Genomic DNA, 26287 nt, shown 5'->3' on the forward strand with positions numbered 1-26287 from the left:
AAAAGGTAGGGATCGCGGGGTGGGGGAAGCGGGCAGATGCGGGTCGAGGTTGAGGCTTCCGCAGAGGCAGAGGCAGAGGCAGAGGCAGAGGCAGAGGCAGAGGCAGAGGCAGAGGCAGAGGCAGAGGCACGGCGCCCGATCATCGTCGACGATGCGGGCGCCGTACCTGCCGGCCGCTTATTTGACCAGCGCGCCGAGCGTCGTCGTTACGGGCGCGAGCACGCCGCCGCCGGTCTTCGAGAGCGCGCCGCTGCCGCTTCCGGCCGTCAGCCCCGCGACGGGCGAGCCGCCGGCCGCGCCCGACACCGCTCCCGTCACGGTGCCGACCGCCGACGTAAGCGCACCGGCCGGGTTGCTGCCGCCCGTCGCGCCGCCGAGTGCGCCCGTCGACAAAAGCCCCGTGACCGGCGCGAGCGGACTCGTCGCGGCGCCACCGCCGCCCAGCAGCGTCGTGCCGGCGGTGGCCACCGTGTTGCCGGTCGCAGTCACGACGTTGCCGACGCCGTTCGTCACCGGATTCCCGCCGGTTTTCGCGATCGTCGTGCCGGCGTTCGCGACGCCGTTGCCGACCGTCGTCACGAGGTTCGTGAGCGGCGCGCCGAGCGGGGTGCTCGACGCGACGGTCTGCGTGACCGAGCCGACCGTCGACGTGATCGGCGTGATCGCCGAGCTGGCGGCGCCCGTGATCTGCGCGACCGGGCCCGTGGACAGCTGAGTGCCGAGCGTCGCGCCGCCGCCGGCGAGCGTGTTGCCCAGCGTCGTGATCGCGCCGCCGACCGGCGACGTGACGGGTGCGAGCGGTGCCAGCGCCGAACCGCTGGCGCCGAGACTCGACACGACGCCGCCGGTCGCGGCTACCGCGTTGCCGAGGTTGGTGACCACGCCGCCGGTGCTCGCGACCGTCGTGCCGACCGGGTTCGACGACGCGCCGAGCTGGCCGAGCCCCGAGCCGAGGCCGGTGCCGAGCGTCGTGACGGCCGCGCCGGCATCCTGCACGACCGTGCCGAGACCTTGCGTGGTCGACGCATTGGTGCCGGGCAGCGACTGGCCGGCGATCGTCGTGCCGACGCCCGATACCGCGCCGCCCGCGGCCGTCACGATGTTGCTCGACGAGTCGATCGTCTGGCCGAGCGCGTTGGCGGATGCGCCGCTGCCCGCCGAGCCGGTGCCCGAACCGCTGCCGCTGCCCGTGCTGCCGACGGTCGAGCCGCTGCCGGAACCGCTGCCCGAGCCGTTGCTCGTGCCGCCGGTCGTGGCCGTCGTGTCGCCCGAACCCGATCCTGCGCCGCCGGTGCCCTGGCTCAGCGAGCCGGAGCCGCCGCACGCGGACAGCGACATCAGCGCTGCGACGCCAGCCGCGATCATAATCATTCGGAGTCCTGCCTGATGGGTGATCGGCGTATCCATGTCTTCCTCGTATTCATTGGAGAGTGGGGTCAGGCGGCCTTCGCGTGCGCCGATGTGTCGTCGCTGCGATGGGGAAGCGGCTGGCGCATTGTTGGTTGTCTCCCTGATTGACCTGTCGCCGTGTCGCGTTTTCGCCTGTATCGGAATCCGGAACACCTGTCGGGCGGGCGGTTTGCATTCTTTCGTCTTGCTTGCCGATCGCGCCGGAAAACACCGGATTCCTGGCGATCAGAGTAGATCCGCCGATGCGAGCCGTCTTTTAATGATCGTTAAATTGAAGTAAGCGTCCGATTCACTGCGGAAATCGGGGTAATCACCGTCGACGCGGCGCGAATCGTGTGAGTGGGTGCCGCTGGCGCGGTGTCGCGCGTTGGCGAAGGGAGGCGGAGGGAGGCGCCGCGCCGGCCTGGCCCGCCGTGGCGGGGGGCAGGCGTGGGCGCTGCGGGAGGGGCGATGAAACCGGAAACTCAGGCTTCCGGATACCACGCGTCGCTGAATTCGCTGACCTTGACGTCGGACAGTTCCGGCCGTGCGGCCAGCCAGCCGCGCACGAGCTCGCGATCGGCGTCGGTCGTCGTGCCGCGCGGCGCGCCGGAAATCACGTAAGCGCCGATGCCTTCGTCCGCCGACGCGACGGTCAGCAGCCCGTTCGCTTCGACGAAGTCGATGAACGCGTCGATCAGTTCGCCGCGTTCGAGGTCGGTCATTTCGTTGCGGTAATGCGCGGTGGCGTTGAACGCGAGTTCCTGGAATTCGCCGATGTGGAGTTTCTTGCGCTGGCGGCGGTTGTGGCCTTGGCTCATGGTGTGTGGTGAATGCGAAAAGGGGAGGGTGAAAGGGCGGCGGCGGGTGCCGGCGCGACATGCGCGGGCGACCCGGGTGCCGCATCGAAGCGCCGCGCGGCGATGCCGGCGGCGGATGGACGGAACGTTACATCAGCACGATATCGTACTGCTCCTGGCTCAGGTTCGACTCGACCTGCAGCGACACCGGCTTGCCGATGAAGTCGATCAGCATCGCGAGATGCTGCGATTCCTCGTCGAGGAACAGGTCGATCACCTGTTGCGCGGCGATCACGCGGAATTCGCGCGGGTTGAACTGCCGCGACTCGCGCAGGATCTCGCGCAGGATGTCGTAGCACACGGTGCGCGACGTCTTCACCTGGCCCTTGCCCTGGCAGGTCGGGCACGGCTCGCACAGCACGTGCGCGAGCGATTCGCGCGTGCGCTTGCGCGTCATCTCGACGAGCCCGAGCTGCGAGAAGCCGTTGACCGTCACGCGCGTGCGGTCGCGCGACAGCGCCTTCTTCAACTCGGACAACACCGCGTCGCGATGCTCGGCGTTCTCCATGTCGATGAAGTCGATGATGATGATCCCGCCCAGGTTGCGCAGCCGCAGCTGCCGCGCGATCGTGTGCGCGGCCTCGAGGTTGGTCTTGAAGATCGTGTCGTCGAAGTTGCGCGCACCGACGTAGCCGCCGGTGTTCACGTCGATCGTCGTCATCGCCTCGGTCTGGTCGATCATCAGGTAGCCGCCCGACTTCAGGTCGACGCGGCGCGACAGCGCGCGCTGGATCTCCGTCTCGATGTTGTACAGGTCGAACAGCGGCCGCTCGCCGGTGTAGTGGTGCAGCTTCGGGCTCACGGCCGGCGTGAATTCGCCCGCGAATTCCGAGAGGCGCTGGTAGGTCTCGCGCGAATCGACCTGGATGCGCGTCGTGTCGTCGTTCGCGAAATCGCGCAGCACGCGTTGCGCGAGATCGAGATCCTGGTACAGCAGGCTCGTCGCCGGCAGCCGCTGCGCCTGCGCGACGATCGTCGCCCACGTCTTGCGCAGGTATGTGACGTCGCCCGCGAGCTCGTCGGAGGTGGCATCCTCGGCGATCGTGCGCACGATGTAGCCGCCTTTCTCGTCCGCCGGAATCACGGCCGTCAGACGCGCACGCACGGCCTCGCGCTCGGCCTCGCTCTCGATCTTCTGCGAGATGCCGATATGCGGCTCCTGCGGCAGATAGACGAGCGTGCGGCCCGCGATGCTGACCTGGGTCGACAGCCGCGCGCCCTTCGTGCCGATCGGATCCTTGATCACCTGGACCATCAGTGTCTGGCCCTCGAACACGATCTTCTCGATCGGCTGGTGCGGCGCGCCCGACTGCGGCTCGCCCGCGAGGCGCGGATGCCAGATGTCGGCGACGTGCAGGAACGCCGCACGTTCGAGGCCGATGTCGATGAACGCCGACTGCATGCCGGGCAGCACGCGTACGACCTTGCCGAGATAGATGTTGCCGACCCGCCCGCGCGACAGCGTGCGCTCGACGTGAAGCTCCTGCACCGCGCCTTGCTGGACGAGTGCGACCCGCGTTTCCTGCGGCGTGAGGTTGATCAGGATTTCTTCGTTCATGGTGGGTTCAGAAGGCGACGCGCGCGGTGCGGAGCAGCGCGGCAGTCTCAAAAAGGGGCAGACCCATGATACCTGAATGGGAACCGTCGATTCGCTCGATGAATTCGGCCGCGCGTCCCTGGATCGCATACGCGCCGGCCTTGCCGAACGGCTCGCCCGATTCGACGTAGCGTGCATACGCGTCGCGCGATGCGGTTGCGAAGCGCACCGACGAGCGCGACAGCGCGGGCGGCAGCAGTTCGCCGTCCGCATCGATCACCGCGACGGCGGTCAGCACCGCGTGTTCGCGGCCCGCGAGGCGCGTCAGCATCGCCAGCGCGTCGTCGGCGTCGGCCGGCTTGCCGAGGATCGCGCCGTCGATCGTGACGGTCGTATCGGCGACCAGCACCGGCGAGGCGGGCTTGCCGCTCGCGACGAGGCGCGCACGCGCAGCCTCGGCCTTCGCGATGGTCACGCGCCGCACGTAGGCATCGGCGGCTTCGCCGGGCAGCTCGGCCTCGAGCGCCTCGGCGTCCTCGTCGGGGCGCGGCAGCAGCAGCTCGAAGCGCACGCCGATCTGCTGCAGCAGCTCCTGGCGGCGCGGACTTTGCGAAGCGAGGTAAAGAGTCGGGAAAAGCGCGGGGGACGTGCTGGACGGCATGGTGTCGTTATCTCGGTGAGCGCGCGTGTCGCGCGTCTCGAGGACGACACGTCATGCGCGGTGGTAGGGGTGATTCTGCGTGATGCTCCACGCCCGGTAAAGCTGTTCGGCGAGCAGCACCCGCACCATCCCGTGCGGCAGCGTCATGCTCGAGATGCGCAGCAGCGTGTCGGCGCGGGCTTTCAGTTCCGGATCGAGCCCGTCGGCACCGCCGATCACGAAGGCGACGTCGCGGCCGTCCTGCTGCCAGCCGGGCAGTGCCTGCGCGAGCTGCATCGTGGTCCAGTCGCGGCCGCGCTCGTCGAGCGCGACGAGGCGCGCGCCTTTCGGCAGCGCGGCCTCGATCTTCTGGCGCTCGGCCGCCATCACGCTTTCGGCGCTGCGGCCGCCCGAACGCAGTTCGGGCTTGATCTCGCGCAACTCGATGCGCAGCTCGGGCGGCATCCGCTTCGTGTATTCGTCGAAGCCGGATGCGATCCAGCCCGGCATCTTGTGGCCGACCGCAAGGATGAAAAGCTTCATCGGGAGATGCGTAACGACTCGGGGCTCAACGGCGGCGGGCGGCCGTCTTGCGCGCCGGGCGTGCGGGCGCGGCTTCCTCTTCGTCCTCGTCGCTTTCGCTGGCCGTGGCGAAGCCGTTCCCCTTGCCGCCGCCGAGCTTCATCCGCACGGGCTTGTCGCCCCAGATTTCCTCGAGGTTGTAGTACTGGCGCAGGGCCGGTTGCAGAATGTGCACGACCGCGTCGCCGCAGTCGACGAGCACCCATTCGCCGGTGTCTTCGCCCTCGGAGCTGACGATGTCGCCGCCGGCTTCCTTGACCTTGTCACGCACGCTCGACGCGAGGGCCTTGGTCTGGCGGTTGGAGGTGCCCGAAGCGACGACCACGCGGTCGAACAGTTCGGTCAGGTGGCTGGTGTTGAACACCTTGATGTCTTGCGCCTTGACGTCTTCGAGGGCGTCGACGATCACGCGCTGCAGTTTGCGAATATCCATGGATTCAGGAATGGTAGAGGCGATGTTGAAGAATATAGGCCCATACGGCGGCCGGCACATGCTCGGCCGACGCGTCGGGCATTTGCGCATGGCGCGCGATGCATTCGCGCAGGTGGGCGCGGATGTCGGTCGCGGCAATGTCGAACGAAAGGGTCGTATCGATCAGCAGGTGGCCTGCCGGCGTGGCCTTCAGCACGTCGGCGCCGGCCTGCCGCGCGGCGATTTCCTGCGCGACGTCCGGCGGCGCCGCGCCGAGGTCGAAGCCCGGGCGCGTCGACACGCAGATGTGCGCGTAATCGAACAGTTTGCGCCAGTCGCGCCACGTGTCGAGGCGCACGAGCTGATCGGCGCCGATCAGCATCGACAGCGACGCGTCAGGGCCGATCCGCTCGCGCCAGCGCGCGAGCGTCTCGACCGTGTAGGTCGGGCCGGTGTGGTCGATCTCGTCGGTGGCGACGGTCACGGTCACGCCCGGCACGGACAGCGAGCCGGCGGCCGCGCGCGTCATCGCGAGCCGATGCTCGGCGGCCGACACGTCGTGCTTCTGGTACGGCTGCCCGGCGGGCAGCAGCACGAGTTCGGTCAGGCCGAGCAGCTCGGCGAACCGGCGGGCGAGCGCGAGATGGCCGTCGTGGATCGGGTCGAAAGTGCCGCCCAGCAGGCCGATACGACGCGGCAGCGGGGCGGGGCGGGCGGTGGTGTCCAGAAACGCGTCCTTTCTCTTGAAGCAGGGGTCAGACCCAGTCGCGCGGCACGATGAAGTCGCTGTACAGGCGCGCTTCCGGCGAACCCGGTTCGGGTTGCCAGTTGTAGCGCCAGTTCGCGACCGGCGGCATCGACATCAGGATCGACTCGGTCCGGCCGCCGCTTTGCAGGCCGAACAACGTGCCGCGGTCGAACACGAGGTTGAATTCGACGTAGCGGCCGCGGCGGTACGCCTGGAAGTCGCGCTCGCGCTCGCCGTACGGCAGCTCCGCGCGGCGCTCGACGATCGGCAGGTAGGCCTGCAGGAACGCGTCGCCGACGCTTTGCATCATGTCAAACGAGCGTTCGAAACCGGGCTCCGAGAAATCGTCGAAGAAGATCCCGCCGATGCCGCGCATCTCGTTGCGGTGCTTCAGGAAGAAATACTCGTCGCACCATTTCTTGAAGCGCGGGTAGAGCTCGACGCCGAACGGATCGAGCGCATCCTTGCAGGTCTGGTGGAAATGCCGGGCGTCGTCCTCGAAACCGTAAACCGGTGTCAGATCCATGCCGCCGCCGAACCAGAATACGGGCTCTTCGCCCGGCTTCGTCGCGATCAGCATCCGCACGTTCATGTGCACGGTCGGGCAGTACGGATTGCGCGGGTGCAGCACCAGCGACACGCCGAGCGCCTCGAAACCGCGGCCCGCGAGCTGCGGGCGCGCCGCGCTCGCCGACGGCGGCAGCGCATCGCCCGCGACGTCGGAAAAGCCGATCCCCGCGCGTTCGAACACGCGGCCGCCTTCGAGAATCCGCGTGCAGCCGCCGCCGCGCAGGCGTTCGTCCGGCCCGCGCTGCCATGCGTCGGTCGCGAGCGGCGTGCCGTCGAGCGCGCCGAGCGCGTCGGCGATGCGTGTCTGCAGGCCCTGGAGGTACGTGCGCACGCGCGCTACGTCGTAGGTCGAATCGGTCATGTCTGGACTGGGTGCCCCCGCCCGAAGCGGGGGCCGTAAAAAAAGCTTCTGCCGGGCATTCTATCGAACCCCGGCAGAGGGGCCGCCGCCGCGCGAGGGCGGGGCGGCGATTGCGACTTAAGCGCTCTTGCGGTTGAGCGCGCGGAAGCCGATGTCGCGGCGGTACTGCATGCCTTCGAAATTGATCTGGTTGATCGTCTCGTACGCATGCTGCTGCGCTTCACGTACCGAATCGGCGAGGCCGACCACGCACAGCACGCGGCCGCCGGCCGTCGTCAGCTTGTCGCCGTCGAGCGTCGTGCCCGCGTGGAACGTAACCGCCTGCTCGGTTTCGGCCGGGATTCCGTTGATGCGGTCGCCCTTGCGCGGCGCGTCCGGATAACCGTGCGCGGCCAGCACGACGCCAAGCGCGGTGCGGCGGTCCCAGTCGAGCTCGACCGTGTCGAGCGTGCCCGCGATCGCCTGCTCGACGACCTTCGAGAAATCGCTCTTCAGGCGCGCCATGATCGGCTGCGTTTCCGGGTCGCCCATGCGGCAGTTGAATTCCAGCGTGCGCGGATTGCCTTCCTTGTCGATCATCAGGCCCGCATACAGGAAGCCGGTGAAGCGGATGCCGTCCTTCTCCATCCCGCGCACGGTCGGCATGATGATCTCGCGCATCACGCGTGCGTGCATCTGCGGCGTGACGATCGGGGCAGGGGAGTACGCACCCATGCCGCCGGTGTTCGGGCCGCGGTCTTCATCCAGCAGGCGCTTGTGGTCCTGGCTGGATGCCAGTGCCAGCGCGTGCTTGCCGTCGACCATCACGATGAAGCTCGCTTCCTCGCCATCGAGGAATTCCTCGATCACGACGCGCGCGCCGGCGTCGCCGAGCTTGTTGCCCGACAGCATCATGTCGACGGCTTCGTGTGCTTCTTCCAGCGTCATCGCGACGACGACGCCCTTGCCGGCCGCGAGGCCGTCGGCCTTCACGACGATCGGCGCACCCTTCGCGTCGATGTACGCGTGCGCGGCGGCCACGTCGGAGAACGTCTCGTACTCGGCGGTCGGGATGCCGTGGCGCTTCATGAACGCCTTTGCGAAATCCTTCGAGCTCTCGAGCTGCGCGGCTTCGCGGGTCGGGCCGAAGACCTTCAGGCCGCGTGCGCGGAACAGGTTGACGATGCCGGCCGCGAGCGGCGCTTCCGGCCCGACGAGCGTGAACGCGACGCCTTCGCGTTCCGCGAAATCGGCGAGTTCGTCGAGCGCCGTGATGTCGACGTTCTTCAGACGCTCGTCCTGCGCCGTGCCGCCATTGCCGGGCGCGACGTAGACCATCTGGACGCGCGGCGACTGCGCGAGCTTCCACGCCAGCGCATGTTCGCGGCCGCCGGAACCGACGACGAGTAGTTTCATGGGATTCCCCGCAGACTAGAAAACAGGGCGGCCGGCACGCTCAGGCGCGCCGGCCGCGGATTCGGTCGGGCCGCCGCCGCGACAGGAGCACGGCGGCCGGCACATCATTCCTCGACGATGACGGCGTTCGTATACACGTCCTGCACGTCGTCGAGGTTCTCGAGCGCGTCCAGGAGCTTCTGCATCTTCGCCGCGTCGTCGCCGGTGAATTCGACTTCGTTCTGCGGCTTCATCGTCACTTCGGCGAGTTCGGCCTTGAAGCCGCCGGCTTCGAGCGCGTCCTTCACCGCCGAGAATGCCTGCCAGTCGCACAGCACTTCGATCGAACCGTCGTCGTTCGTGTTCACGTCGTTCGCGCCGGCTTCGAGCGCGGCTTCCATCAGCGCGTCTTCCGACGTGCCCGGTGCGAACAGGAACTGGCCGACGTGATCGAACATGAACGCGACCGAGCCGTCGGTGCCCATGTTGCCGCCGAACTTCGAGAACGCGTGACGGACTTCCGCGACCGTGCGGGTGCGGTTGTCGGTCAGCGTGTCGACGATGATCGCCGCGCCGCTGATGCCGTAGCCTTCGTAACGGATTTCCTCGTAGTTCGCGCCATCCGCGCCGCCGACGCCGCGATCGATCGCGCGCTTGACGTTGTCCTTCGGCATGTTCGCGTCGGCCGCCTTGTCGACCGCGAGACGCAGGCGCGGGTTCGAGTTGACGTCGCCGCCGCCGAGGCGCGCCGCGACCTGGATTTCCTTGATCAGGCGGGTCCAGATCTTGCCGCGCTTCGCGTCGGCCGCTGCCTTCTTATGCTTGATGTTGGCCCATTTCGAATGACCAGCCATACCTTTCTCCGTGCCCGGGCGCGCAGCGCGGGCGATTGTTTCAATGTGTCGTTGAATCGGCGGCCGTTTCGGCGGGCATGAAGCCGCGGGGCCGCGCGTGTCGAGTGGATCGAGATTTTATCACGCGGCGACCGCCGGATCGGGGGCGCCGCGCATGGCCGAACGGCCGGGCAGGCCGTCGCGTGCCGTGCCGCGCGCCGCGCGGCCGTGCCGGTGCGTCAGTTCTTGGTGCCGAACAGGCGGTCGCCCGCGTCGCCGAGGCCCGGCACGATGTACGCGTGCTCGTTCAGGTGCGAATCGAGCGACGCGACGAACAGCTTCACGTCCGGGTGCGCGTCCTGGAACACCTGCACGCCTTCGGGCGCGGCGACCAGCGCGACGAACATGATGTTCGCGGCCGGCACGTTGCGGCGCTTCAGCACGTCGACCGCGTGCACGGCCGAGTAGCCGGTCGCGACCATCGGGTCGCACAGGATGAAGATGCGGTCTTCCAGATCCGGCAGGCGCACCAGGTACTCGACCGGGCGGTGATCCTCGGCGCGGTACACGCCGATGTGGCCGACGCGTGCGGACGGAACCAGGTCGAGCAGGCCGTCCGACATCCCGATGCCGGCGCGCAGCACCGGCACGATCGCCAGCTTCTTGCCCGCGATCACCGGCGCGTCGACCTCGACGAGCGGGGTTTCGACCCGCTTGGTCGTGATCGGCAGGTTGCGGGTGATCTCGTAACCCATCAGCAGCGTGATTTCGCGCAGCAGCTCGCGGAACGTGCGCGTGGACGTGTCCTTGTCGCGCATGTGCGTGAGCTTGTGCTGGATCAGCGGGTGATCGGTGATGAAGAGATTCGGGAAACGGCTGTCCTGTTTCATGACGGGGGCGCCTTGGCGGCAAAAGAGGATCGGGGGCGGCGGCGGGCGCAAGCCGGCCGCGCGCTTATGTCCGCAATTTTACCAAGGCGCGCCGCATGATCCGGATAATATCGACGTCTCACGACAATCCGCGCGCCTGCGCCCGCCCGATTGCCCGCCTGACCCGCCCGGGGTCCAGGCGCCGGCACGCCGGGGCCGCGCCGGCGCGTGTCGCCACCAAGGAATCGATGATGGATCTCGGCATCGCAGGAAAGACCGCGCTCGTGTGCGCGGCCAGCAAGGGGCTCGGACGCGGCTGCGCGGAAGCGCTGGCCGCCGAGGGCGTGAACCTCGTGATCGTCGCGCGCACGCGCGACACGCTGGAGGAAACCGCGGAGGAGATCCGCGCCGGCGCGAACGTGTCGGTGACTTCGGTCGCCTGCGACATCACGACGCCGGACGGGCGCGCGGCCGCGCTCGCCGCCTGCCCGCAGCCGGACATTCTCGTGACGAATGCCGGCGGGCCGCCGCCCGGCGACTTCCGCGACTTCTCGCACGACGACTGGATCCGCGCGCTCGAATCGAACATGCTGACGCCGATCGAGCTGATCCGCGCGACCCTCGACGGGATGATCGCGCGCGGCTTCGGCCGGATCGTCAACATCACGAGCTCGGCCGTGAAGGCACCGATCGACGTGCTCGCGCTGTCGAACGGCGCACGCTCGGGGCTGACCGGCTTCGTCGCGGGGCTGTCGCGCAAGGTCGCGGGGCAGGGCGTGACGATCAACAACCTGCTGCCGGGCCTGTTCGACACCGACCGGATCGCGACCACGCTCGCCGCGTCGGCGAAGGCGCAGGGGGTGACGGTCGACGAGCTGCGCGCGCGGCGCACGAAGGACATTCCGGCCGGCCGTCTCGGCACACGTGCGGAATTCGGCGCGGCGTGCGCGTTCCTGTGCAGCGTGCATGCCGGCTACATCACCGGGCAGAACTGGCTGCTCGACGGCGGCGCGTATCCGGGCACGTTCTGACGAGCGCACCGCCTTTCACGACGACAACCTCAAACGAAGGATCTGGAGATGAGCAAACCCCGCATCGCATTGATTGCGCACGACGCGAAGAAAGACGAGATCGTCGCGCTCGCGGGCGAATTCCGCACGACGCTCGCGCAATGCCGGCTGGTGGCGACCGGCACGACGGGCGGCCGCATCGCGGACGCGCACGGGCTCGAGGTCGAGCGCAAGCTGTCGGGGCCGCTCGGCGGCGATCTGCAGATCGGTGCGGAACTGGCCGACGGCCGCATCGACATTGTCGTGTTCCTGCGCGACCCGATGACCGCGCAGCCGCACGACCCCGACATCACCGCGCTCGTGCGCGCGTGCGACGTGCACGACGTGCCGGTCGCGACGAACGTCGCCACCGCGCGGATGCTGCTCGACGATCTGGCGCGCAACATGCAGGACGTGTGCTAGGCGCGGTTCGCGCCCGATTGCCCCTGCTGGCGGCAGGGCCATGCACGGTTGGCGGCGTCGGGCGAGAATCGTGCGTCGCGACGCGCGCCTGCCGCCCGGTTCCCGCCTGAATCGGCCGGTTCGCGTATCGGCGACCCGGATTTTTCCCTGACCGAATCAGAAACGAGGAGCGAAACGATGCCGAAAGCAATCCGATACGACCAGCCGGGCGGCCCGGACGTGATGAAGTGGGTCGATGTCGAGGTCGGCGAACCGAAGGCGGGTGAAGTCCGCATCCGGCAGCATGCGGTCGGCCTCAACTACATCGACGTCTATTTCCGCACCGGCCTTTACCCGCAATCGCTGCCCGGCGGTCTCGGGATGGAGGCGGCGGGCGAGGTGACGGCCGTCGGCGAAGGCGTGACGGCGCTCAAGGCGGGCGACCGCGTCGCGTACGTCGGGCAGCCGCCGGGCGCGTACGCGCAGGAGCGCGTGATGCCGGCCGAGCGGCTCGTGAAGCTGCCGGACGGCATCAGCTACGACGACGCGGCGTCGGTGATGCTGCAGGGCCTGACCGCGCACTACCTGCTGCGCCGCACGTATCCGGTGAAGGCCGGCGACACGATCCTGATCCACGCGGCAGCCGGCGGCGTCGGCCTGCTCGTATGCCAGTGGGCGAAGGCGCTCGGCGCGACCGTGATCGGGACGGTCGGCTCCGACGAGAAAGCCGCGCTCGCGAAGGCGCACGGTTGCGACCATCCGATCGTCTACACGCGCGAGAACTTCACGCAGCGCGTGAAGGAGATCACGAACGGCGCGGGCGTGCCGGTCGTCTACGACTCGATCGGCAAGGACACCTACATCGGCTCGCTCGACAGCCTCGCGCCGCTCGGGCTGTTCGTCAGCTTCGGCAATGCGTCGGGCCCGCTGCCGCCGATCGACTCGAAGGAATTCTCGTCGCGCGGCTCGCTGTTCTTTACGCGCCCGACGCTGTTCTCGTACATCGCGAAGCGCGCCGATCTCGAATCCGCTGCCGCCGAGCTGTTCGACGTGCTGCTGTCGGGCAAGGTGAAGACGAGCATCAACCAGCGCTATCCGCTCGCGGAAGTTGCCCGCGCGCATGAAGATCTCGAAGCGCGCAAGACCACCGGCTCGACGATCCTCGTTCCCTGACCCGTCCCCTCGTGCCGGCGCCACGCCGGCACGCGCCTTTCCGGGCGGCGCCGCCGCGCCGTCCGTCCTGCCTTCCGGTTCCCGCCGTCCTTCCCCGAATTCCACGTTTACGCGTTTTTTATACCCGCCCCGATACCTTTGACCCGTCCTTTACGTGCGTTCCCATAAGGTTCTAGTCGTCTGATTTCGACGATGGAGAACAGAAAAATGGATGGGGTTTTCATCGGCGCACTGGTGCTCTTCACCGCGCTGATCCTCGGTTTGATTGCCGGTTGCGACAAGCTCGTGCAATACGGTCGCGGGGGGCGGGCATGACCTGGATGCTTTGGCTGGCGGGCGCCTCGACGGCCCTGCTGTTCGCGTATCTCGTCTTTGCGCTGCTGCGCGCGGAGGACATTGAATGAACGCGAACAATCTCTTTCAAACGGTGCTCTTCATCGTCGTGCTGCTGGCGGCGGCCGTTCCGGTCGCACGCTACCTGTCCGCGGTGATGGACGGCAGCTCGCGTGTCGTGCGCGTGTTCGGGCCACTCGAGCGCGCGCTGTACCGTGTCGCCGGCGTCGACGCCGGCAGCGAGATGAACTGGAAGCAGTACGCGGTTGCCACGATCGCGTTCAACGCGCTCGGCGCGCTGTTCCTCTACGGCCTGCTGCGCCTGCAGGGCTTCCTGCCCGGCAACCCGCAGCAGTTCGGCGCGATGACGGTCGACGGCGCGTTCAACACGGCCGTCAGCTTCGTCACCAACACGAACTGGCAGGACTACACGCCCGAGCAGACCGTCAGCTACCTGACGCAGATGCTCGGCCTGACCGTGCAGAACTTCCTGTCGGCCGCAACCGGCATCGTCGTCGTGATCGCGTTGATCCGCGGCTTCGCACGTCATACCGCGCAGACGATCGGCAACTTCTGGGTCGACCTCACGCGCGTGACGATGTACGTGCTCGTGCCGATGTCGGTGGTCATCGCCGCGCTGCTGATGAGCCAGGGCGTGATCCAGAACATGAAGGCGTACGAGGACGTGCCGGTGCTGCAGACGAGCACCTACGCGGCGCCGAAGCTCGACGCGCAGGGCAATCCGGTGAAGGACGACAAGGGCAACCCGGTGACGGTGCCGACCCAGCTGACGAAGCAGACGCTCGCGATGGGCCCGGTCGCGTCGCAGGAAGCGATCAAGATGCTCGGCACCAACGGTGGCGGCTTCTTCAACGCGAACTCCGCGCACCCGTACGAGAACCCGACGCCGTTCGCGAACTTCATCCAGATCTTCCCGATCCTGATCATCCCGGCCGCGCTGTGTCTCGTGTTCGGCCGCGTGATCGGCGACCGCCGGCAGGGCATCGCGGTGCTCGCGGCGATGACGGTCGCGTTCGTGATCGCGATCGGCGTCGAGGTGAGCGCCGAGCAGGGCGGCAACCCGACGCTCGCCGCGCTGCACGTCGACCAGTCGACGAGCGCGCTGCAGCCGGGCGGCAACATGGAAGGCAAGGAAACGCGCTTCGGCATCGCGCAGACCGGCATCTTCACGGTCGCGACGACGGCCGCGTCGTGCGGCGCGGTCGACACGATGCACGATTCGCTGACGCCGCTCGGCGGTCTCGTGCCGATGCTGCTGATGCAGCTCGGCGAAGTGATCTACGGCGGGGTCGGCTCGGGTCTCTACGGGATGCTCGTGTTCGCGCTGCTCGCGGTGTTCGTCGCCGGCCTGATGATCGGCCGCACGCCGGAATACGTCGGCAAGAAGATCGAGTCGTACGAGATGAAGATGGTGTCGATCGTCGTGCTGCTCACGCCGCTGCTGGTGCTGGTCGGCACGTCGATCGCCGTGCTCGCCGATGCGGGCAAGGCCGGCATCGCGAACCCGGGCCCGCATGGCTTCTCGGAAATCCTGTACGCGTTCAGCTCGGCCGCCAACAACAACGGCAGCGCGTTCGCGGGCCTGACGGTCGGCACGCCGTTCTACAACTGGATGACCGCGATCGCGATGTGGTTCGGCCGCTTCGGCACGATCGTGCCGGTGCTGGCGATCGCCGGCTCGCTGGCCGCGAAGAAGCGCATCGCGGTGACGAGCGGCACGCTGCCGACGCACGGTCCGCTGTTCGTCGTGCTGCTGCTCGGCACCGTGCTGCTGGTGGGCGCGCTGACCTACGTGCCGGCGCTTGCGCTCGGCCCGGGCGTCGAGCACCTGATGATGTGGCTGGGCGCGTAACGCGCGCCCGTATGGCGACACATTGAAAAGACTGAAGAGATTGAAGAGATCGCAATGACTCAACATTCCGCAACACGGTCCATGTTCGATCCGGCGCTGCTGCGCCCGGCGATCGTGGACTCGTTCAAGAAACTTACGCCGCGCACGCAGTTCCGCAATCCGGTGATGTTCTGCGTGTACGTCGGCAGCATCCTGACCACGATCCTGTGGATCGCGGCGCTTGCCGGCCAGGCCGAGGCGCCCGCGGGCTTCATCCTCGCGATCGCGCTGTGGCTCTGGTTCACCGTGCTGTTCGCGAACTTCGCCGAAGCGCTCGCCGAAGGGCGCTCGAAGGCGCAGGCCGCGTCGCTGCGCAGCGCGAAGAAAGACGTGATGGCGAAGAAGCTCAACGAGCCGCATCCGAAGTCGCCGATCCGCATCACCACCGCGACCGAACTGCGCAAGGGCGACGTCGTGCTCGTCGAAGCGGGTGACGTGATCCCGGCCGACGGCGAGGTGGTCGATGGCGTCGCGTCGGTCGACGAATCGGCGATCACCGGCGAATCCGCGCCGGTGATCCGCGAATCGGGCGGCGACTTCTCGTCGGTGACGGGCGGCACGCGCGTGCTGTCCGACTGGATCGTCGTCAAGGTCACCGCGAACCCCGGCGAGGCGTTCCTCGACCGGATGATCGCGATGGTCGAAGGCGCAAAGCGCAAGAAGACGCCGAACGAGATCGCGCTGACGATCCTGCTCGTCGCGCTGACGATCGTGATGCTGCTGGCCACCGCAACGCTGCTGCCGTTCTCGATGTTCTCGGTCGAGGCGATGAAGGCCGGCCACGTGGTGACGATCACCGCGCTCGTCGCGCTGCTCGTGTGCCTGATTCCGACGACGATCGGCGGGTTGCTGTCCGCGATCGGCGTGGCCGGGATGAGCCGGATGATGCAGGCGAACGTGATCGCGACGTCGGGCCGTGCGGTGGAAGCCGCTGGCGACGTCGATGTGCTGCTGCTCGACAAGACCGGCACGATCACGCTGGGCAACCGTCAGGCATCGACGTTCGTGCCGGCGCCGGGCGTGACCGAGGAAGCGCTGGCCGATGCCGCGCAACTGTCGTCGCTCGCCGACGAAACGCCGGAAGGCCGCAGTATCGTCGTGCTCGCGAAGGAGCGCTTCAACATTCGCCAGCGCGACATGGGGCAACTGCATGCGACGTTCATTGGGTTCTCCGCACAGACGCGGATGAGCGGCGTCGACCTGTCCCCCAAGGGGACTTCCTCCGGGGCGCCGGGCCGCGAGATCCGCAAGGGCGCGGCCGACGCGATCCGCAACTACGTCGAGACGCACGGCAGCCGCTTCCCGGAAGAAGTGCGCCGCGCGGTCGATGAAGTCGCGCGCCGCGGCAGCACGCCGCTCGTCGTGGCCGACCTGCATGAAGGCGCGGCGCGCGTGCTCGGCGTGATCGAGCTGAAGGACATCGTGAAGGGCGGCATCAAGGAGCGCTTCGCGGAACTGCGCAAGATGGGCATCAAGACCGTGATGGTGACGGGCGACAACCGGCTGACGGCCGCGGCGATCGCGGCGGAAGCGGGGGTCGACGATTTCCTCGCGGAAGCGACGCCGGAAACCAAGCTCGCGACGATCCGCGAGCACCAGGCGGCAGGGCGCCTCGTCGCGATGACGGGCGACGGCACCAACGACGCGCCGGCGCTCGCGCAGGCCGACGTCGCCGTGGCGATGAACACCGGTACGCAGGCGGCGAAGGAAGCCGGCAACATGGTCGACCTCGACTCGAACCCGACGAAGCTGATCGAGATCGTCGAGATCGGCAAGCAGATGCTGATGACGCGCGGTTCGCTGACGACGTTCTCGATCGCGAACGACATCGCGAAGTATTTCGCGATCATCCCGGCCGCGTTCGTGACGACGTACCCGCAGCTGCGCGTGCTCGACATCATGCATCTGACATCGCCGGCGTCCGCGATCCTGTCGGCGGTGATCTTCAACGCGCTGATCATCGTCGCGCTGATCCCGCTGGCGCTGAAGGGCGTCACGTACCGGCCGCTCGGCGCCGCGTCGCTCCTGCGCCGCAACCTGCTGGTGTACGGCCTCGGCGGCGTGCTGCTGCCGTTCCCGTTCATCAAGCTGATCGACATGACGCTCGCTGCACTCGGCTGGGCCTGAGCCGGCCGTACTTGAAGGAAACATCATGAAAACGTTGATTCGTCCGCTCGTCGTGATCTTTACCGTGCTGACCGCGGTGACGGGGCTCGCCTACCCGGCCGTGATGACCGTGTTCGGCCAGGCCGTGTTCCCGTCGCAGGCGAACGGCAGCCTGATCGAGAAGGACGGCAAGGCGGTCGGCTCCGCGCTGATCGGCCAGCAGTTCGATGCGCCGAAGTACTTCTGGGGCCGGCTGTCGGCCACGATGCCGATGCCGTACAACGCGACCGGCTCCGGCGGCTCGAACCTCGGCCCGCTGAACCCGTCGCTCGCCGACCAGGTGAAGGGGCGCATCGCCGCGCTGCGCGACGCGGGCACCGACATGTCGAAGCCCGTGCCGGTCGACCTCGTGACGGCGTCGGCCAGCGGCCTCGATCCGGAGATCACGCCGGCCGCCGCCGCGTACCAGGTCGAGCGCGTCGCGAAGGCGCGCAACCTGGCACCCGACGCGGTCGCGCAGCTCGTCGCCGCGAACACGAAGGGCCGCCAGTTCGGCGTGCTCGGCGAACCGCGCGTGAACGTGCTGAAGCTGAACCTCGCGCTCGACGCGGCGCAGGCCGCGCACTGAGCGAACGTAAGGCAACCGGCGTCCGGCGCGGCCCGATCCGCGCCGGATGCGACTATTCCCGACGGCGCATGCGCCGTCTTTGCCTTTTGCGGCGATTTGGAACAACAATGCTCGTACTCGCGCGCATCCGGGCGCTCCGCCTATCTGACGCATGAATCGTCCCGACCCAGACCAACTCCTCGACAAGCTGCAGCGTGACGAAGAAAAGCAGCGGCGCGGCCAGCTCAAGATCTTCTTCGGCGCATCGGCCGGTGTCGGCAAGACCTACGCGATGCTGCAGGCCGCGCGTCAGCGCCTGCAGGAAGGCGTCGACGTCGTCGTCGGCATCGTCGAGACCCACGGGCGCAGCGAAACCGCCGCGCTGCTCGACGGCCTCGACGTGCTGCCGCTCGCGCGCATCGACTATCGCGGCCGCACGCTGGCCGAATTCGATCTCGACGGCGCGCTCGCGCGCCAGCCGCAACTGATCCTCGTCGACGAGCTTGCGCACTCGAACGTGCAGGGCGCACGGCACCTGAAGCGTTGGCAGGACGTGTACGAGCTGCTCGACGCGGGCATCGACGTGTATACGACCGTCAACGTCCAGCATCTCGAAAGCCTGAACGACGTGGTCGGCGCGATCACCGGCATCCGCGTGTGGGAGACGGTGCCCGACCGCGTGTTCGACGCAGCCGATGAAGTCACGCTCGTCGACCTGCCGGCCGAGGAACTGCTCGAGCGGATGCGCGACGGCAAGGTTTATCTCGCGCAGCAGGCCGAGCGTGCGGTGCGCAACTTCTTCCGCAAGGGCAACCTGATCGCGCTGCGCGAACTGGCGCTGCGGCGCACGGCCGATCGCGTCGACGCGCAGATGCGCGAATACCGTGCCGACCGCTCGATCCAGCGCATCTGGCAGGCGCGCGAGCGGCTGCTCGTGTGCGTCGGGCCCGGCCCCGAGGCGCCGACGCTGGTGCGCGCGGCCGCGCGGCTCGCCGCGAGCCTGAAGGCCGACTGGATCGCCGTCTATGTGGAGACGCCGCGCCTGCAGCGGCTGCCCGATGCGCAGCGGCAGCGCACGCTCGACGCGCTGAAGCTCGCGGCCGAGCTTGGCGCGGAAACGGCCACGCTCGCCGGCGCCGACGCGGTTGCCGCGCTGATCGGCTATGCGAAGGTGCGCAACGTGTCGAAGGTCGTCGCGGGCGGCTCGCCGAAGGTCGGGCTCGTGCGCCGCCTCGCGCGCCCGTTCGGCGAACAGCTCGCCGAACGCGCGGGCGACGTCGACCTGATGCTGATCCGTGCGTCCGCGAGCGACGAGGCGCGTGCCGCGCCGCTCGACGCGCGTGCGCGCGACTGGCGCGATGCGTTCGCGCAGTTCGGCACGCATCGCTCGCCGCCGCGACATTACGCGTACGCGGCCGCGATCTGCGCGGCGATCACGGTCGTCGCGAGCCTCGTGTCCGAGCGGCTCGACCTCACGAACCTCGTGATGCTGTACCTGCTTGGCGTCGTGTTCTCGGCCGTCCGGCTCGGGCGCGGCCCGGGCGTGCTGCAGTCGTTCCTGTCGGTGGCCGCGTTCGATTACTTCTTCGTGCCGCCGCGCATGTCGTTCTCGGTCAGCGACACGCAATACCTGCTGACCTTCTTCGGGATGCTGCTGACGTCGCTCGTGATCAGCCACCTGACGTCGACGCTGACGCGCCAGGCGAGCGTCGCGCAGCGCCGCGAGCGGCGCACCGGCGCCATCTACGCGATGGCGCGCGAGCTGGGCGCGGCGCTGACGACCGAGCAGATCGTCGAGATCGGCAGCCGCCATGTGGGCGAGGTGTTCCGCGCGCGCGTCGCGTTCCTGCTGCCCGACAGCGCGGACAAGGTGCGGCAGAAGATCGAGGAGCCCGATGCAGCCGTCACGCTGACGGGTGCCGATCTGGACAGCGACGTCGGCCAGTGGGTCTATGACCAGCAGAAGCCGGCTGGCCGCGGCACCGACACGTTACCGGCGACAGTTGCACTGTACCTGCCGCTGAAGGCGCCGATGCGCACGCGCGGCGTGCTTGCGGTCGCGTCGCGCGAGCCGCGCGAACTCGAGGTGCCGGAACAGCAGCGGATGCTCGACGCATTCGCCGCGCAGATCGCGCTCGCGCTCGAACGCGTGCACTACGTCGAGATCGCGCGCGACGCGCTGGTGAGCATGGAATCCGAGCGGCTGCGCAACTCGCTGCTGTCGGCGATCTCGCACGACCTGCGCACGCCGCTCACGACGATCGTCGGCTTCTCGTCGATGCTCGCAAACGGGCGGGCGGCCGCGCAGGGCGGCGACGTGGCGGCGGCTGAGCGTTTCGCGCAGCGCGAGGGCGAACTCGTCGACGCGATCCACGACGAGGCGCTGCGGATGACGGGCATCGTCACGAACCTGCTCGACATGGCGCGGCTGCAGGCCGGCAGCCTGCAGTTGAAGCGCCAGTGGTCGCTGCTCGAGGAAACCGTCGGCGCCGCACTCGCCGCATGCAGGCGCGTGCTTGCGCGCCATCCCGCGCGCGTCGTGCTGCCGGCCGATTTGCCGCTCCTGCAGATGGACGCGGTGCTGATGGAGCGCCTGTTCACCAACCTGTTCGAGAACGCGGCCAAGTACACGCCGGCCGATACGCCGATCGAGATTGGCGCGGAGCGCATGACCGACGACGGGCTGCCATTCGTGCGCGTGCTCGTCGACGATTATGGTCCCGGCCTGCCGGCCGGGATGGAAACGCGGATCTTCGACAAGTTCACGCGCGGCGAGAAGGAATCGGCGACGCCCGGCATCGGGCTCGGCCTCGCGATCTGCCGCGCGATCGTCGAAGCGCACGGCGGTAAAATCGGCGCACTCAACCGCACGGCGCCCGACGGCCACGTGACGGGCGCGCGCTTCTGGTTCACGCTGCCGGTCGAGACACCGCCGGCCGCGCCTGCCGTACTCGACGACGAACCCGATGTGCCGGGCGCGTCGTCCCCATCCGAATCATTGCCAGACCATGAGTGAACCCAGCCTGACCGTCGTCCTGATCGAGGACGAAAAGCAGATCCGCCGTTTCGTGCGCGCCGCGCTCGAGGAGGAGGACATCGCGGTGTTCGAGGCCGAGACGGGCAAGCAGGGGCTGATCGACGCGGCGACGCGCAAGCCCGATCTCGTGATCGTCGACCTCGGCCTGCCCGATACCGACGGCCTCGACGTGATCCGCGAACTGCGCGGCTGGTCCGAGGTGCCGGTGATCGTGCTGTCCGCGCGCACGCAGGAAGAGGAGAAGGTCGCGGCGCTCGACGCGGGCGCCGACGATTACCTGACCAAGCCGTTCGGTGTGTCCGAGCTGCGTGCGCGGATCCGCGCGCAACTGCGCCGGCGCAACCAGGGCGGCGCGAACGAGTCGCCGAAGGTGAACTTCGGCACCGTGACCGTCGATCTCGCGCTGCGCCAGGTGTGGCGCGACAACGAGATCGTGCACCTGACGCCGCTCGAGTACCGGCTGCTCGCCACGCTCGTGCGGCACGCGGGACGCGTGCTCACGCACCGGCAGCTGCTGCGTGACGTGTGGGGGCCGTCGCACGTCGAAAGCCACCACTACCTGCGCATCTACATGGCGCACCTGCGCCAGAAGCTCGAGCGCGACCCGGCGCAGCCCGAGTACATCGTCACCGAGACGGGCGTCGGCTACCGGCTCGTCGGGGCCGCATGACGGGTCTCGCCGGGCCGCAGCGGCGCCCGTGCGCGTGACGTCGCGCACCGGCACGGTTGCGCCAGCGCGACAGTCTCGCGGCCGACGCGCGCGTTGCACACCCGGCGCTCATTCCCCGTTATCCTGACCGTTCCGCGAACGAAAACGAGGAGCGTGCAATGTCCGTCCGTCTGGTCGTCATCTGTGCGCTGGCGCTTGCTGCGTCTGGCGCGTTCGCCCAACCGCTGCCGCCCGGGCAGCAACCGTCGTCGTCCCAGCAGGCGATGGCCAATCCTGCGTCGGTCAATTGCGCCAAGCTCGGCGGCCGCCACACGATCCGCAACCTGTCGAGCGGGCAGGTCGGCATGTGCGTGTTCAAGGATGGCCGCGTGTGCGAGGAGTGGGCGCTGTACCGCGATGATCGCTGCGTCGGCGGCGTGACGCCGAAGCGCGTATCGAACTGACCGGGCCCGGCCGACCGGGCCCCCGATCGTCCGCCGGCGACGCGCCGCGTCCGTAAGCATCTTGTTATACTCGGCGCCGCCCGGGGACGACCCCGGGTCATTCGATTCAACGGGGACGGCCCCATCCGATACGGAGTGCGTCGAGATGGCGTGGGGATTGTTGTTCATTGCCGGATTGCTGGAAGTGGCCTGGGCGGCCGGCATGAAATCGTCGGACGGCTTCACGAAGCTCGGTCCGTCGGCGTTTACGATCGTGACGGCGCTGGCCAGCTTCGGGCTGCTCGCGGTCGCGATGCGCCAGTTGCCGCTCGGCACCGCGTACGCGGTGTGGACGGGCATCGGCGCGGTCGGTGCGTTCGTGTTCGGCATCGTGATGATGGGCGAGGCGCTGACCATCGCGCGCGTCGCGAGCGCGGCGCTGATCGTCGCGGGGTTGATCGGCCTCAAGCTGTCGTCGGCCGCCTGACGACGGCATCCGGGTGCGCACACGCCCCGCGTGCCGCACCGCGGAATTGCGCCGGTCACCCGGATAGCCTGTCTATAATGGAACGCATTCGGGCCTGAATTCCGTCGTGCTTCTCGCGGCACGCGGAGCCGGTCGCCACGCGCCGCGCGGCCAGTCTGTCCGACCCGATCCGATCAATCGGCAAAGCGCACGGAAAGTGCAAGGAGAGGGCCATGATCGAAGCCATTTCGCTCGGCGCGGGGCTCGCGTGGGCGAGCGGCCTGCGCCTGTACCTGACGGTGCTGATCGCCGGCGTGCTGGCGCGGTTCGGCTGGCTTCACTTGCCCGACACGCTGGCCGTCCTGATGTCGCCGTGGGTCATCGGCGCCGCGGCCGTACTCACCGTCACCGAATTCCTTGCCGACAAGATCCCCGCGTTCGACTCGCTGTGGGATGCCGTGCATACCTTCATCCGCATCCCGGCCGGTGCCGTGCTCGCAGCCGGCGCGCTCGGCCATGCCGATCCGACCGTGCTCGCGGTCGCGGGGCTCGCCGGCGGCTCGCTGGCTGGCGCCGCGCACGTGGCGAAGGCCGGCACGCGCGCGATGATCAACCTGTCTCCCGAACCGATTTCTAACTGGATCGCATCGTCGACCGAGGACGGTCTCGTGGTCGGCGGGCTCGCGCTCGCGTTCTTCGTTCCGCTCGCGTTCCTCGTGCTGCTCGCTGCGTTCATCGCGGCGTCGGCATGGGCGCTCCCGCGCCTGTGGCGCGGCGTCTCGGGCGGCTTTCGCGGCATGGCGAACCACATGGTGTCGCGGCTCAACTCGATCGGGGGAAAACACGATTGAAGGGGCGGCAACACGCGGCGCAGCCGCCCGCCGGGCAACCCGGCCATGACGTGTCCGCGCATGCCGGCCGCTTCGGCCTGCGCGACCTGATTCGCCAGGCCGCGCGCATGACCGCGCGCGACTGGCGCGCGGGCGAGCTGACGCTGCTCGTCCTCGCCTTGGTGCTCGCGGTCGCGGCGCTGACGAGCGTCGGCTTCCTCGCTGATCGGCTGCGCCAGGGGCTCGAGCGCGACGCGCGCCAGATGCTCGGTGCCGATTTCGTCGTGCGGGCGGATCGCCCCGTCGATCCGTCGTTCGACCGGCAGGCCCGCGCGCTCGGCCTGCGTACCGCGACGACTGCCATCTTCCCGAGCATGATCGCGTCCGCCACGGGCGGACAGGCGACCGACGCGGCGCCATCGCGCCTCGCGGCCGTGAAGGCGGTGTCTCCCGGTTATCCGCTGCGCGGCGCCGTCGAGATCCTGCCGGCCGGTGCCGCCACCGCGCAGAAGGCCGCCGAGATTCCCGCGCCCGGCACCGTGTGGGCCGATCCGGCGTTGCTCGACGCGCTGCACCTGAAGGCCGGCGATACGGTGCGCGTCGGGCTGCGCACGTTCAAGGTCGCCGCATCGATCTCCCGCGAACTCGATCGCGGTTTTTCGTTCGTCAATTTTTCGCCGCGGCTGATGATGCGCGCGGACGAGCTCGCCGCGACGGGACTCACGGGTTACGGCAGCCGCGTCACGTACCGGCTGCTGGTCGCCGGCGAGCGGCCGGCCGTCGCGCGCTTCGAAGCGTATGCGCACGCGCGCGTCGACGGCGGGAAGCTGCGCGGCGCCGGTCTCGAATCGTTGCAGGAAGGCCAGCCGCAGGTGCGGCAGACGCTGGATCGCGCACGCCACTTCCTGACGCTCGTCGCGCTGCTCACCGCGCTGCTCGCGGCGGTCGCGATCGCGATGGCCGCGCAGCGCTACATGCGGCGCCACCTCGACGGCTGCGCGACGATGCGCTGCCTCGGTGTGAGCCGCCGCACGCTCGGTGCGCTGTTCGCGCTCGAATTCGCCGGTATCGGAATCGTGTCCGGCGCCGCCGGCGCGGTGCTCGGCTACGGCGGCCACTGGGCGTTGCTGGCCGCGCTCGGCAGCCTGATCGATGTCGCGTTGCCGCCGCCCACGCTGTGGCCGGCGCTGATCGGCATGGGCGCCGCGCTCGTGCTGCTGCTCGGCTTTGCGCTGCCGCCGCTCGTGCCGCTCACGCGCGTGCCGCCGGTGCGCGTGCTGCGACGCGAGTGGGGCGACGCGTCGCGCACCGCGTGGGCCGCGTATGCGATCGGCGTCGTGCTGTTCGCGGGGCTGCTGATCGTGGCCGCCGGCAACCTGAAGCTCGGGCTGATCGTCGCGGGCGGTTTCGCCGGCGCGCTGGTCGGCTTCGCGCTGATCGCGCGGCTCGTGCTGTTCGCCGCCGCGCGTGCGGTGCGCAACGCGCGCGTGGCCGCGGGCGTCGGCTGGCGCTACGCGCTCGCGTCGCTGCACCGGCGCGGCACGGCCAGCGCACTGCAGATCACCGCGCTTGCGCTCGGCCTGATGTGCCTGCTGCTGATCGCGATCACGCGCAACGATCTCGTCGCGGGCTGGCGGCAGTCGACGCCGCCCGATGCGCCGAACCAGTTCCTGATCGACATCCAGCCCGACCAGCGCGCCGACGTCGCGGCCTATCTGGCCGCGCACGGCGTGCGTGACGCGGTGCCCGCGCCGATGGTGCGCGGCCGCCTCGTCGCGATCAACGGCAAGCCGGTGAATCCGGACGCGTACCCGTCCGACGAGGCGCGCCGGCTCGTCGACCGCGAGTTCAACCTGTCTTATACGACCGAGCTGCCGTCCGACAACCGGATCGTCGAAGGCGACTGGTTCGGCACCGCGGCCACGCCGCAGATCTCGATCGAGGCCGGCCTCGCGAAGACCTTGAACGTGAAGCCGGGCGACGTGCTGCGCTTCGACGTGACGGGGCTCACGGTCGACGCGCCGATCACGAGCGTGCGCAAGCTCGACTGGGGCTCGTTCCGCGTCAATTTCTTCGTGCTGATGCCGCCGCCGGCGCTGAAGGATTTCCCGGCCGTGTACCTGACGAGCTTCCATTTGCCGGCCTCGGACGCCGCGCTGCTCGATCCGCTGATCGCGCGCTACCCGAACCTGACCGCGATCGACGTCGCGCCGATCCTCGCGCAGTTGCAGCGGATGATGCTGCAGGTGGTCGGTGCGGTGCAGTTCCTGTTCGTGTTCACGCTCGCGGCCGGCGTGCTCGTGCTGTACACCGCGCTTGCCGGCACGCGCGACGAGCGCGTGCGCGAGGCGGCGCTGCTGCGTGCGCTCGGCGCGTCGCGCGCGCAGGTCAACGCGGTGCAGCGCGCGGAATTCGTCGTGGTCGGCGCGCTGGCCGGCGCGCTGGCATCGGCGGGCGCGATCGCGGTCGGCTGGGTGCTCGCGTCGCGCGTGTTCGACTTCCAGCTTGCCGTCGATCCGTGGCTCGTGCCGGCCGGCATCGCGGCCGGCGTCGCGTGCGCCGGTGCGGCCGGCTGGCTGAGCCTGCATAATGTGTTGCGGCGCCCCGCGCTGCAGTCGCTGCGCGATGCCTGAGCATTGCCGGCGGCCTTGAATATCCCGTTTTCCGACTATCCGTATGACCGATGTGAATGACGATGCGCCGTCGCAGCCGACGGCATTCGAGCTCGTGGGCGGCGAAGCCCGCGTGCGCGAAATGGTGGACCGCTTTTACGACCTGATGGACCTCGAGCCCGAGTTCGCGCAGATTCGCGCGCTGCACCCGGCGTCGCTCGACGGTTCGCGCGACAAGCTGTTCTGGTTCCTGTGCGGCTGGATGGGTGGCCCCGACCACTACATCAGCCAGTTCGGCCACCCGCGGCTGCGCGCGCGGCACCTGCCGTTCCCGATCGCGTCGGTCGAGCGCGACCAGTGGCTGCGCTGCATGGCGTGGGCGATGGACGACATCGGACTGCCCGAGCCGCTGCGCGAGCGGCTCATGCACTCGTTCTACGACACGGCCGACTGGATGCGCAACCGGCCCGGTTGATCGACCGGTACGCCGCCG

The 26287-nt window shown here is 68.8% G+C and carries 26 protein-coding genes; 15 read left to right on the forward strand and 11 right to left on the reverse strand.

Features of this window, described 5'->3' with window-relative positions:
- Positions 1-177: 177 nt before the first annotated feature.
- The 11 genes from BDO18943_RS19640 to upp all read right to left on the reverse strand — a co-directional run bounded on the left by BDO18943_RS19640 (position 178) and on the right by upp (position 10196).
- A complete protein-coding gene (locus BDO18943_RS19640; protein WP_175023687.1) occupies positions 178-1407 on the reverse strand; it encodes a collagen-like triple helix repeat-containing protein in 1230 nt (409 codons plus the stop codon).
- Between the two features lie 467 nt (positions 1408-1874).
- Complete coding sequence (locus tag BDO18943_RS19645; protein ID WP_043188955.1) at positions 1875-2210, reverse strand: YggL 50S ribosome-binding family protein; 336 nt, start codon at positions 2208-2210, stop codon at positions 1875-1877.
- A gap of 127 nt (positions 2211-2337) precedes the next feature.
- Positions 2338-3807: a ribonuclease G gene (gene rng / locus BDO18943_RS19650; RefSeq protein WP_043188949.1), complete on the reverse strand. Its 1470-nt coding sequence runs from the start codon at positions 3805-3807 to the stop codon at positions 2338-2340.
- Between the two features lie 7 nt (positions 3808-3814).
- A complete protein-coding gene (locus BDO18943_RS19655) occupies positions 3815-4447 on the reverse strand; it encodes a Maf family protein (RefSeq protein ID WP_043188946.1) in 633 nt (210 codons plus the stop codon).
- Positions 4448-4498: 51 nt separating this feature from the next.
- Positions 4499-4969, reverse strand: a complete 471-nt coding sequence (gene rlmH / locus BDO18943_RS19660; protein WP_011352746.1) for a 23S rRNA (pseudouridine(1915)-N(3))-methyltransferase RlmH — start codon at positions 4967-4969, stop codon at positions 4499-4501.
- Between the two features lie 25 nt (positions 4970-4994).
- A complete protein-coding gene (gene rsfS / locus BDO18943_RS19665; protein WP_043188944.1) occupies positions 4995-5441 on the reverse strand; it encodes a ribosome silencing factor in 447 nt (148 codons plus the stop codon).
- Positions 5442-5445: 4 nt separating this feature from the next.
- A complete protein-coding gene (locus BDO18943_RS19670) occupies positions 5446-6147 on the reverse strand; it encodes a nicotinate-nucleotide adenylyltransferase (RefSeq protein ID WP_175023720.1) in 702 nt (233 codons plus the stop codon).
- 28 nt (positions 6148-6175) lie between these two features.
- Positions 6176-7099 (reverse strand): oxygen-dependent coproporphyrinogen oxidase, encoded by a 924-nt coding sequence (gene hemF / locus BDO18943_RS19675; protein WP_175023688.1) that lies wholly within the window; start codon positions 7097-7099, stop codon positions 6176-6178.
- 117 nt (positions 7100-7216) lie between these two features.
- Entirely contained in the window at positions 7217-8494 is a 1278-nt protein-coding gene (gene purD, locus BDO18943_RS19680; RefSeq protein ID WP_175023689.1) for a phosphoribosylamine--glycine ligase, read from the reverse strand.
- Positions 8495-8598: 104 nt separating this feature from the next.
- A complete protein-coding gene (locus BDO18943_RS19685) occupies positions 8599-9327 on the reverse strand; it encodes a YebC/PmpR family DNA-binding transcriptional regulator (RefSeq protein ID WP_011352741.1) in 729 nt (242 codons plus the stop codon).
- 218 nt (positions 9328-9545) lie between these two features.
- Positions 9546-10196: a uracil phosphoribosyltransferase gene (gene upp / locus BDO18943_RS19690; protein WP_043188934.1), complete on the reverse strand. Its 651-nt coding sequence runs from the start codon at positions 10194-10196 to the stop codon at positions 9546-9548.
- Between the two features lie 230 nt (positions 10197-10426).
- Between upp and BDO18943_RS19695 the strand changes: the two genes are divergently transcribed.
- The 15 genes from BDO18943_RS19695 (at position 10427) to BDO18943_RS19760 (ending at position 26269) form a co-directional block, all read left to right on the forward strand.
- Positions 10427-11206 (forward strand): SDR family oxidoreductase, encoded by a 780-nt coding sequence (locus BDO18943_RS19695; RefSeq protein ID WP_043188931.1) that lies wholly within the window; start codon positions 10427-10429, stop codon positions 11204-11206.
- Positions 11207-11254: 48 nt separating this feature from the next.
- Positions 11255-11647: a methylglyoxal synthase gene (locus BDO18943_RS19700; protein WP_043188929.1), complete on the forward strand. Its 393-nt coding sequence runs from the start codon at positions 11255-11257 to the stop codon at positions 11645-11647.
- A 177-nt stretch (positions 11648-11824) separates the two neighbouring features.
- Positions 11825-12799, forward strand: coding sequence for a quinone oxidoreductase family protein (locus BDO18943_RS19705; protein ID WP_175023690.1), 975 nt, complete (start codon positions 11825-11827; stop codon positions 12797-12799).
- A gap of 192 nt (positions 12800-12991) precedes the next feature.
- Positions 12992-13114: a hypothetical protein gene (locus BDO18943_RS42980; RefSeq protein WP_256093628.1), complete on the forward strand. Its 123-nt coding sequence runs from the start codon at positions 12992-12994 to the stop codon at positions 13112-13114.
- The gene (gene kdpF, locus BDO18943_RS19710; RefSeq protein WP_006752209.1) at positions 13111-13203 is read left to right on the forward strand and encodes a K(+)-transporting ATPase subunit F; all 93 of its coding nucleotides are present in this window, start codon (positions 13111-13113) and stop codon (positions 13201-13203) included. The genes BDO18943_RS42980 and kdpF overlap by 4 nt, the downstream gene beginning before the upstream one ends.
- The gene (gene kdpA, locus BDO18943_RS19715; RefSeq protein ID WP_175023691.1) at positions 13200-15005 is read left to right on the forward strand and encodes a potassium-transporting ATPase subunit KdpA; all 1806 of its coding nucleotides are present in this window, start codon (positions 13200-13202) and stop codon (positions 15003-15005) included. The genes kdpF and kdpA overlap by 4 nt, the downstream gene beginning before the upstream one ends.
- Before the next feature lie 54 nt (positions 15006-15059).
- Entirely contained in the window at positions 15060-17171 is a 2112-nt protein-coding gene (gene kdpB / locus BDO18943_RS19720; protein WP_175023692.1) for a potassium-transporting ATPase subunit KdpB, read from the forward strand.
- Between the two features lie 25 nt (positions 17172-17196).
- Complete coding sequence (gene kdpC / locus BDO18943_RS19725; RefSeq protein ID WP_175023693.1) at positions 17197-17778, forward strand: potassium-transporting ATPase subunit KdpC; 582 nt, start codon at positions 17197-17199, stop codon at positions 17776-17778.
- 151 nt (positions 17779-17929) lie between these two features.
- Positions 17930-20773, forward strand: a complete 2844-nt coding sequence (locus BDO18943_RS19730) for a DUF4118 domain-containing protein (RefSeq protein WP_175023694.1) — start codon at positions 17930-17932, stop codon at positions 20771-20773.
- Positions 20766-21464, forward strand: coding sequence for a two-component system response regulator KdpE (kdpE, locus tag BDO18943_RS19735; RefSeq protein ID WP_043188911.1), 699 nt, complete (start codon positions 20766-20768; stop codon positions 21462-21464). Before BDO18943_RS19730 ends, kdpE begins: the two co-directional genes overlap by 8 nt.
- Before the next feature lie 158 nt (positions 21465-21622).
- A complete protein-coding gene (locus BDO18943_RS19740; RefSeq protein WP_043188908.1) occupies positions 21623-21907 on the forward strand; it encodes a putative hemolysin in 285 nt (94 codons plus the stop codon).
- Between the two features lie 145 nt (positions 21908-22052).
- Positions 22053-22373 (forward strand): quaternary ammonium compound efflux SMR transporter SugE, encoded by a 321-nt coding sequence (gene sugE / locus BDO18943_RS19745; RefSeq protein ID WP_175023695.1) that lies wholly within the window; start codon positions 22053-22055, stop codon positions 22371-22373.
- 212 nt (positions 22374-22585) lie between these two features.
- Positions 22586-23203, forward strand: coding sequence for a DUF4126 domain-containing protein (locus BDO18943_RS19750; RefSeq protein ID WP_043188903.1), 618 nt, complete (start codon positions 22586-22588; stop codon positions 23201-23203).
- Entirely contained in the window at positions 23200-25815 is a 2616-nt protein-coding gene (locus BDO18943_RS19755; protein WP_175023696.1) for an ABC transporter permease, read from the forward strand. Before BDO18943_RS19750 ends, BDO18943_RS19755 begins: the two co-directional genes overlap by 4 nt.
- Positions 25816-25858: 43 nt before the next feature.
- Entirely contained in the window at positions 25859-26269 is a 411-nt protein-coding gene (locus BDO18943_RS19760) for a group II truncated hemoglobin (RefSeq protein ID WP_175023697.1), read from the forward strand.
- The last annotated feature ends 18 nt before the right edge of the window (positions 26270-26287 follow it).

Source organism: Burkholderia aenigmatica (genome assembly GCF_902499175.1).
GTDB classification, from domain to species: domain Bacteria; phylum Pseudomonadota; class Gammaproteobacteria; order Burkholderiales; family Burkholderiaceae; genus Burkholderia; species Burkholderia aenigmatica.

Bases quoted from the DNA above. Each gene is read 5' to 3' on its own strand.
- kdpB (WP_175023692.1), top strand. From the start codon at position 15,060: ATGACTCAACATTCCGCAACACGGTCCATGTTCGATCCGGCGCTGCTG.
- upp (WP_043188934.1), bottom strand. From the start codon at position 10,196: ATGAAACAGGACAGCCGTTTCCCGAATCTCTTCATCACCGATCACCCG.
- BDO18943_RS19740 (WP_043188908.1), top strand. From the start codon at position 21,623: ATGTCCGTCCGTCTGGTCGTCATCTGTGCGCTGGCGCTTGCTGCGTCT.
- BDO18943_RS19695 (WP_043188931.1), top strand. From the start codon at position 10,427: ATGGATCTCGGCATCGCAGGAAAGACCGCGCTCGTGTGCGCGGCCAGC.
- sugE (WP_175023695.1), top strand. From the start codon at position 22,053: ATGGCGTGGGGATTGTTGTTCATTGCCGGATTGCTGGAAGTGGCCTGG.
- BDO18943_RS19700 (WP_043188929.1), top strand. From the start codon at position 11,255: ATGAGCAAACCCCGCATCGCATTGATTGCGCACGACGCGAAGAAAGAC.
- BDO18943_RS42980 (WP_256093628.1), top strand. From the start codon at position 12,992: ATGGAGAACAGAAAAATGGATGGGGTTTTCATCGGCGCACTGGTGCTC.
- kdpA (WP_175023691.1), top strand. From the start codon at position 13,200: ATGAACGCGAACAATCTCTTTCAAACGGTGCTCTTCATCGTCGTGCTG.
- rng (WP_043188949.1), bottom strand. From the start codon at position 3,807: ATGAACGAAGAAATCCTGATCAACCTCACGCCGCAGGAAACGCGGGTC.
- BDO18943_RS19655 (WP_043188946.1), bottom strand. From the start codon at position 4,447: ATGCCGTCCAGCACGTCCCCCGCGCTTTTCCCGACTCTTTACCTCGCT.
- rsfS (WP_043188944.1), bottom strand. From the start codon at position 5,441: ATGGATATTCGCAAACTGCAGCGCGTGATCGTCGACGCCCTCGAAGAC.
- BDO18943_RS19730 (WP_175023694.1), top strand. From the start codon at position 17,930: ATGAATCGTCCCGACCCAGACCAACTCCTCGACAAGCTGCAGCGTGAC.
- BDO18943_RS19705 (WP_175023690.1), top strand. From the start codon at position 11,825: ATGCCGAAAGCAATCCGATACGACCAGCCGGGCGGCCCGGACGTGATG.
- rlmH (WP_011352746.1), bottom strand. From the start codon at position 4,969: ATGAAGCTTTTCATCCTTGCGGTCGGCCACAAGATGCCGGGCTGGATC.
- purD (WP_175023689.1), bottom strand. From the start codon at position 8,494: ATGAAACTACTCGTCGTCGGTTCCGGCGGCCGCGAACATGCGCTGGCG.
- BDO18943_RS19645 (WP_043188955.1), bottom strand. From the start codon at position 2,210: ATGAGCCAAGGCCACAACCGCCGCCAGCGCAAGAAACTCCACATCGGC.
- BDO18943_RS19760 (WP_175023697.1), top strand. From the start codon at position 25,859: ATGACCGATGTGAATGACGATGCGCCGTCGCAGCCGACGGCATTCGAG.
- kdpF (WP_006752209.1), top strand. From the start codon at position 13,111: ATGACCTGGATGCTTTGGCTGGCGGGCGCCTCGACGGCCCTGCTGTTC.
- kdpC (WP_175023693.1), top strand. From the start codon at position 17,197: ATGAAAACGTTGATTCGTCCGCTCGTCGTGATCTTTACCGTGCTGACC.
- kdpE (WP_043188911.1), top strand. From the start codon at position 20,766: ATGAGTGAACCCAGCCTGACCGTCGTCCTGATCGAGGACGAAAAGCAG.
- hemF (WP_175023688.1), bottom strand. From the start codon at position 7,099: ATGACCGATTCGACCTACGACGTAGCGCGCGTGCGCACGTACCTCCAG.
- BDO18943_RS19750 (WP_043188903.1), top strand. From the start codon at position 22,586: ATGATCGAAGCCATTTCGCTCGGCGCGGGGCTCGCGTGGGCGAGCGGC.
- BDO18943_RS19640 (WP_175023687.1), bottom strand. From the start codon at position 1,407: ATGGATACGCCGATCACCCATCAGGCAGGACTCCGAATGATTATGATC.
- BDO18943_RS19685 (WP_011352741.1), bottom strand. From the start codon at position 9,327: ATGGCTGGTCATTCGAAATGGGCCAACATCAAGCATAAGAAGGCAGCG.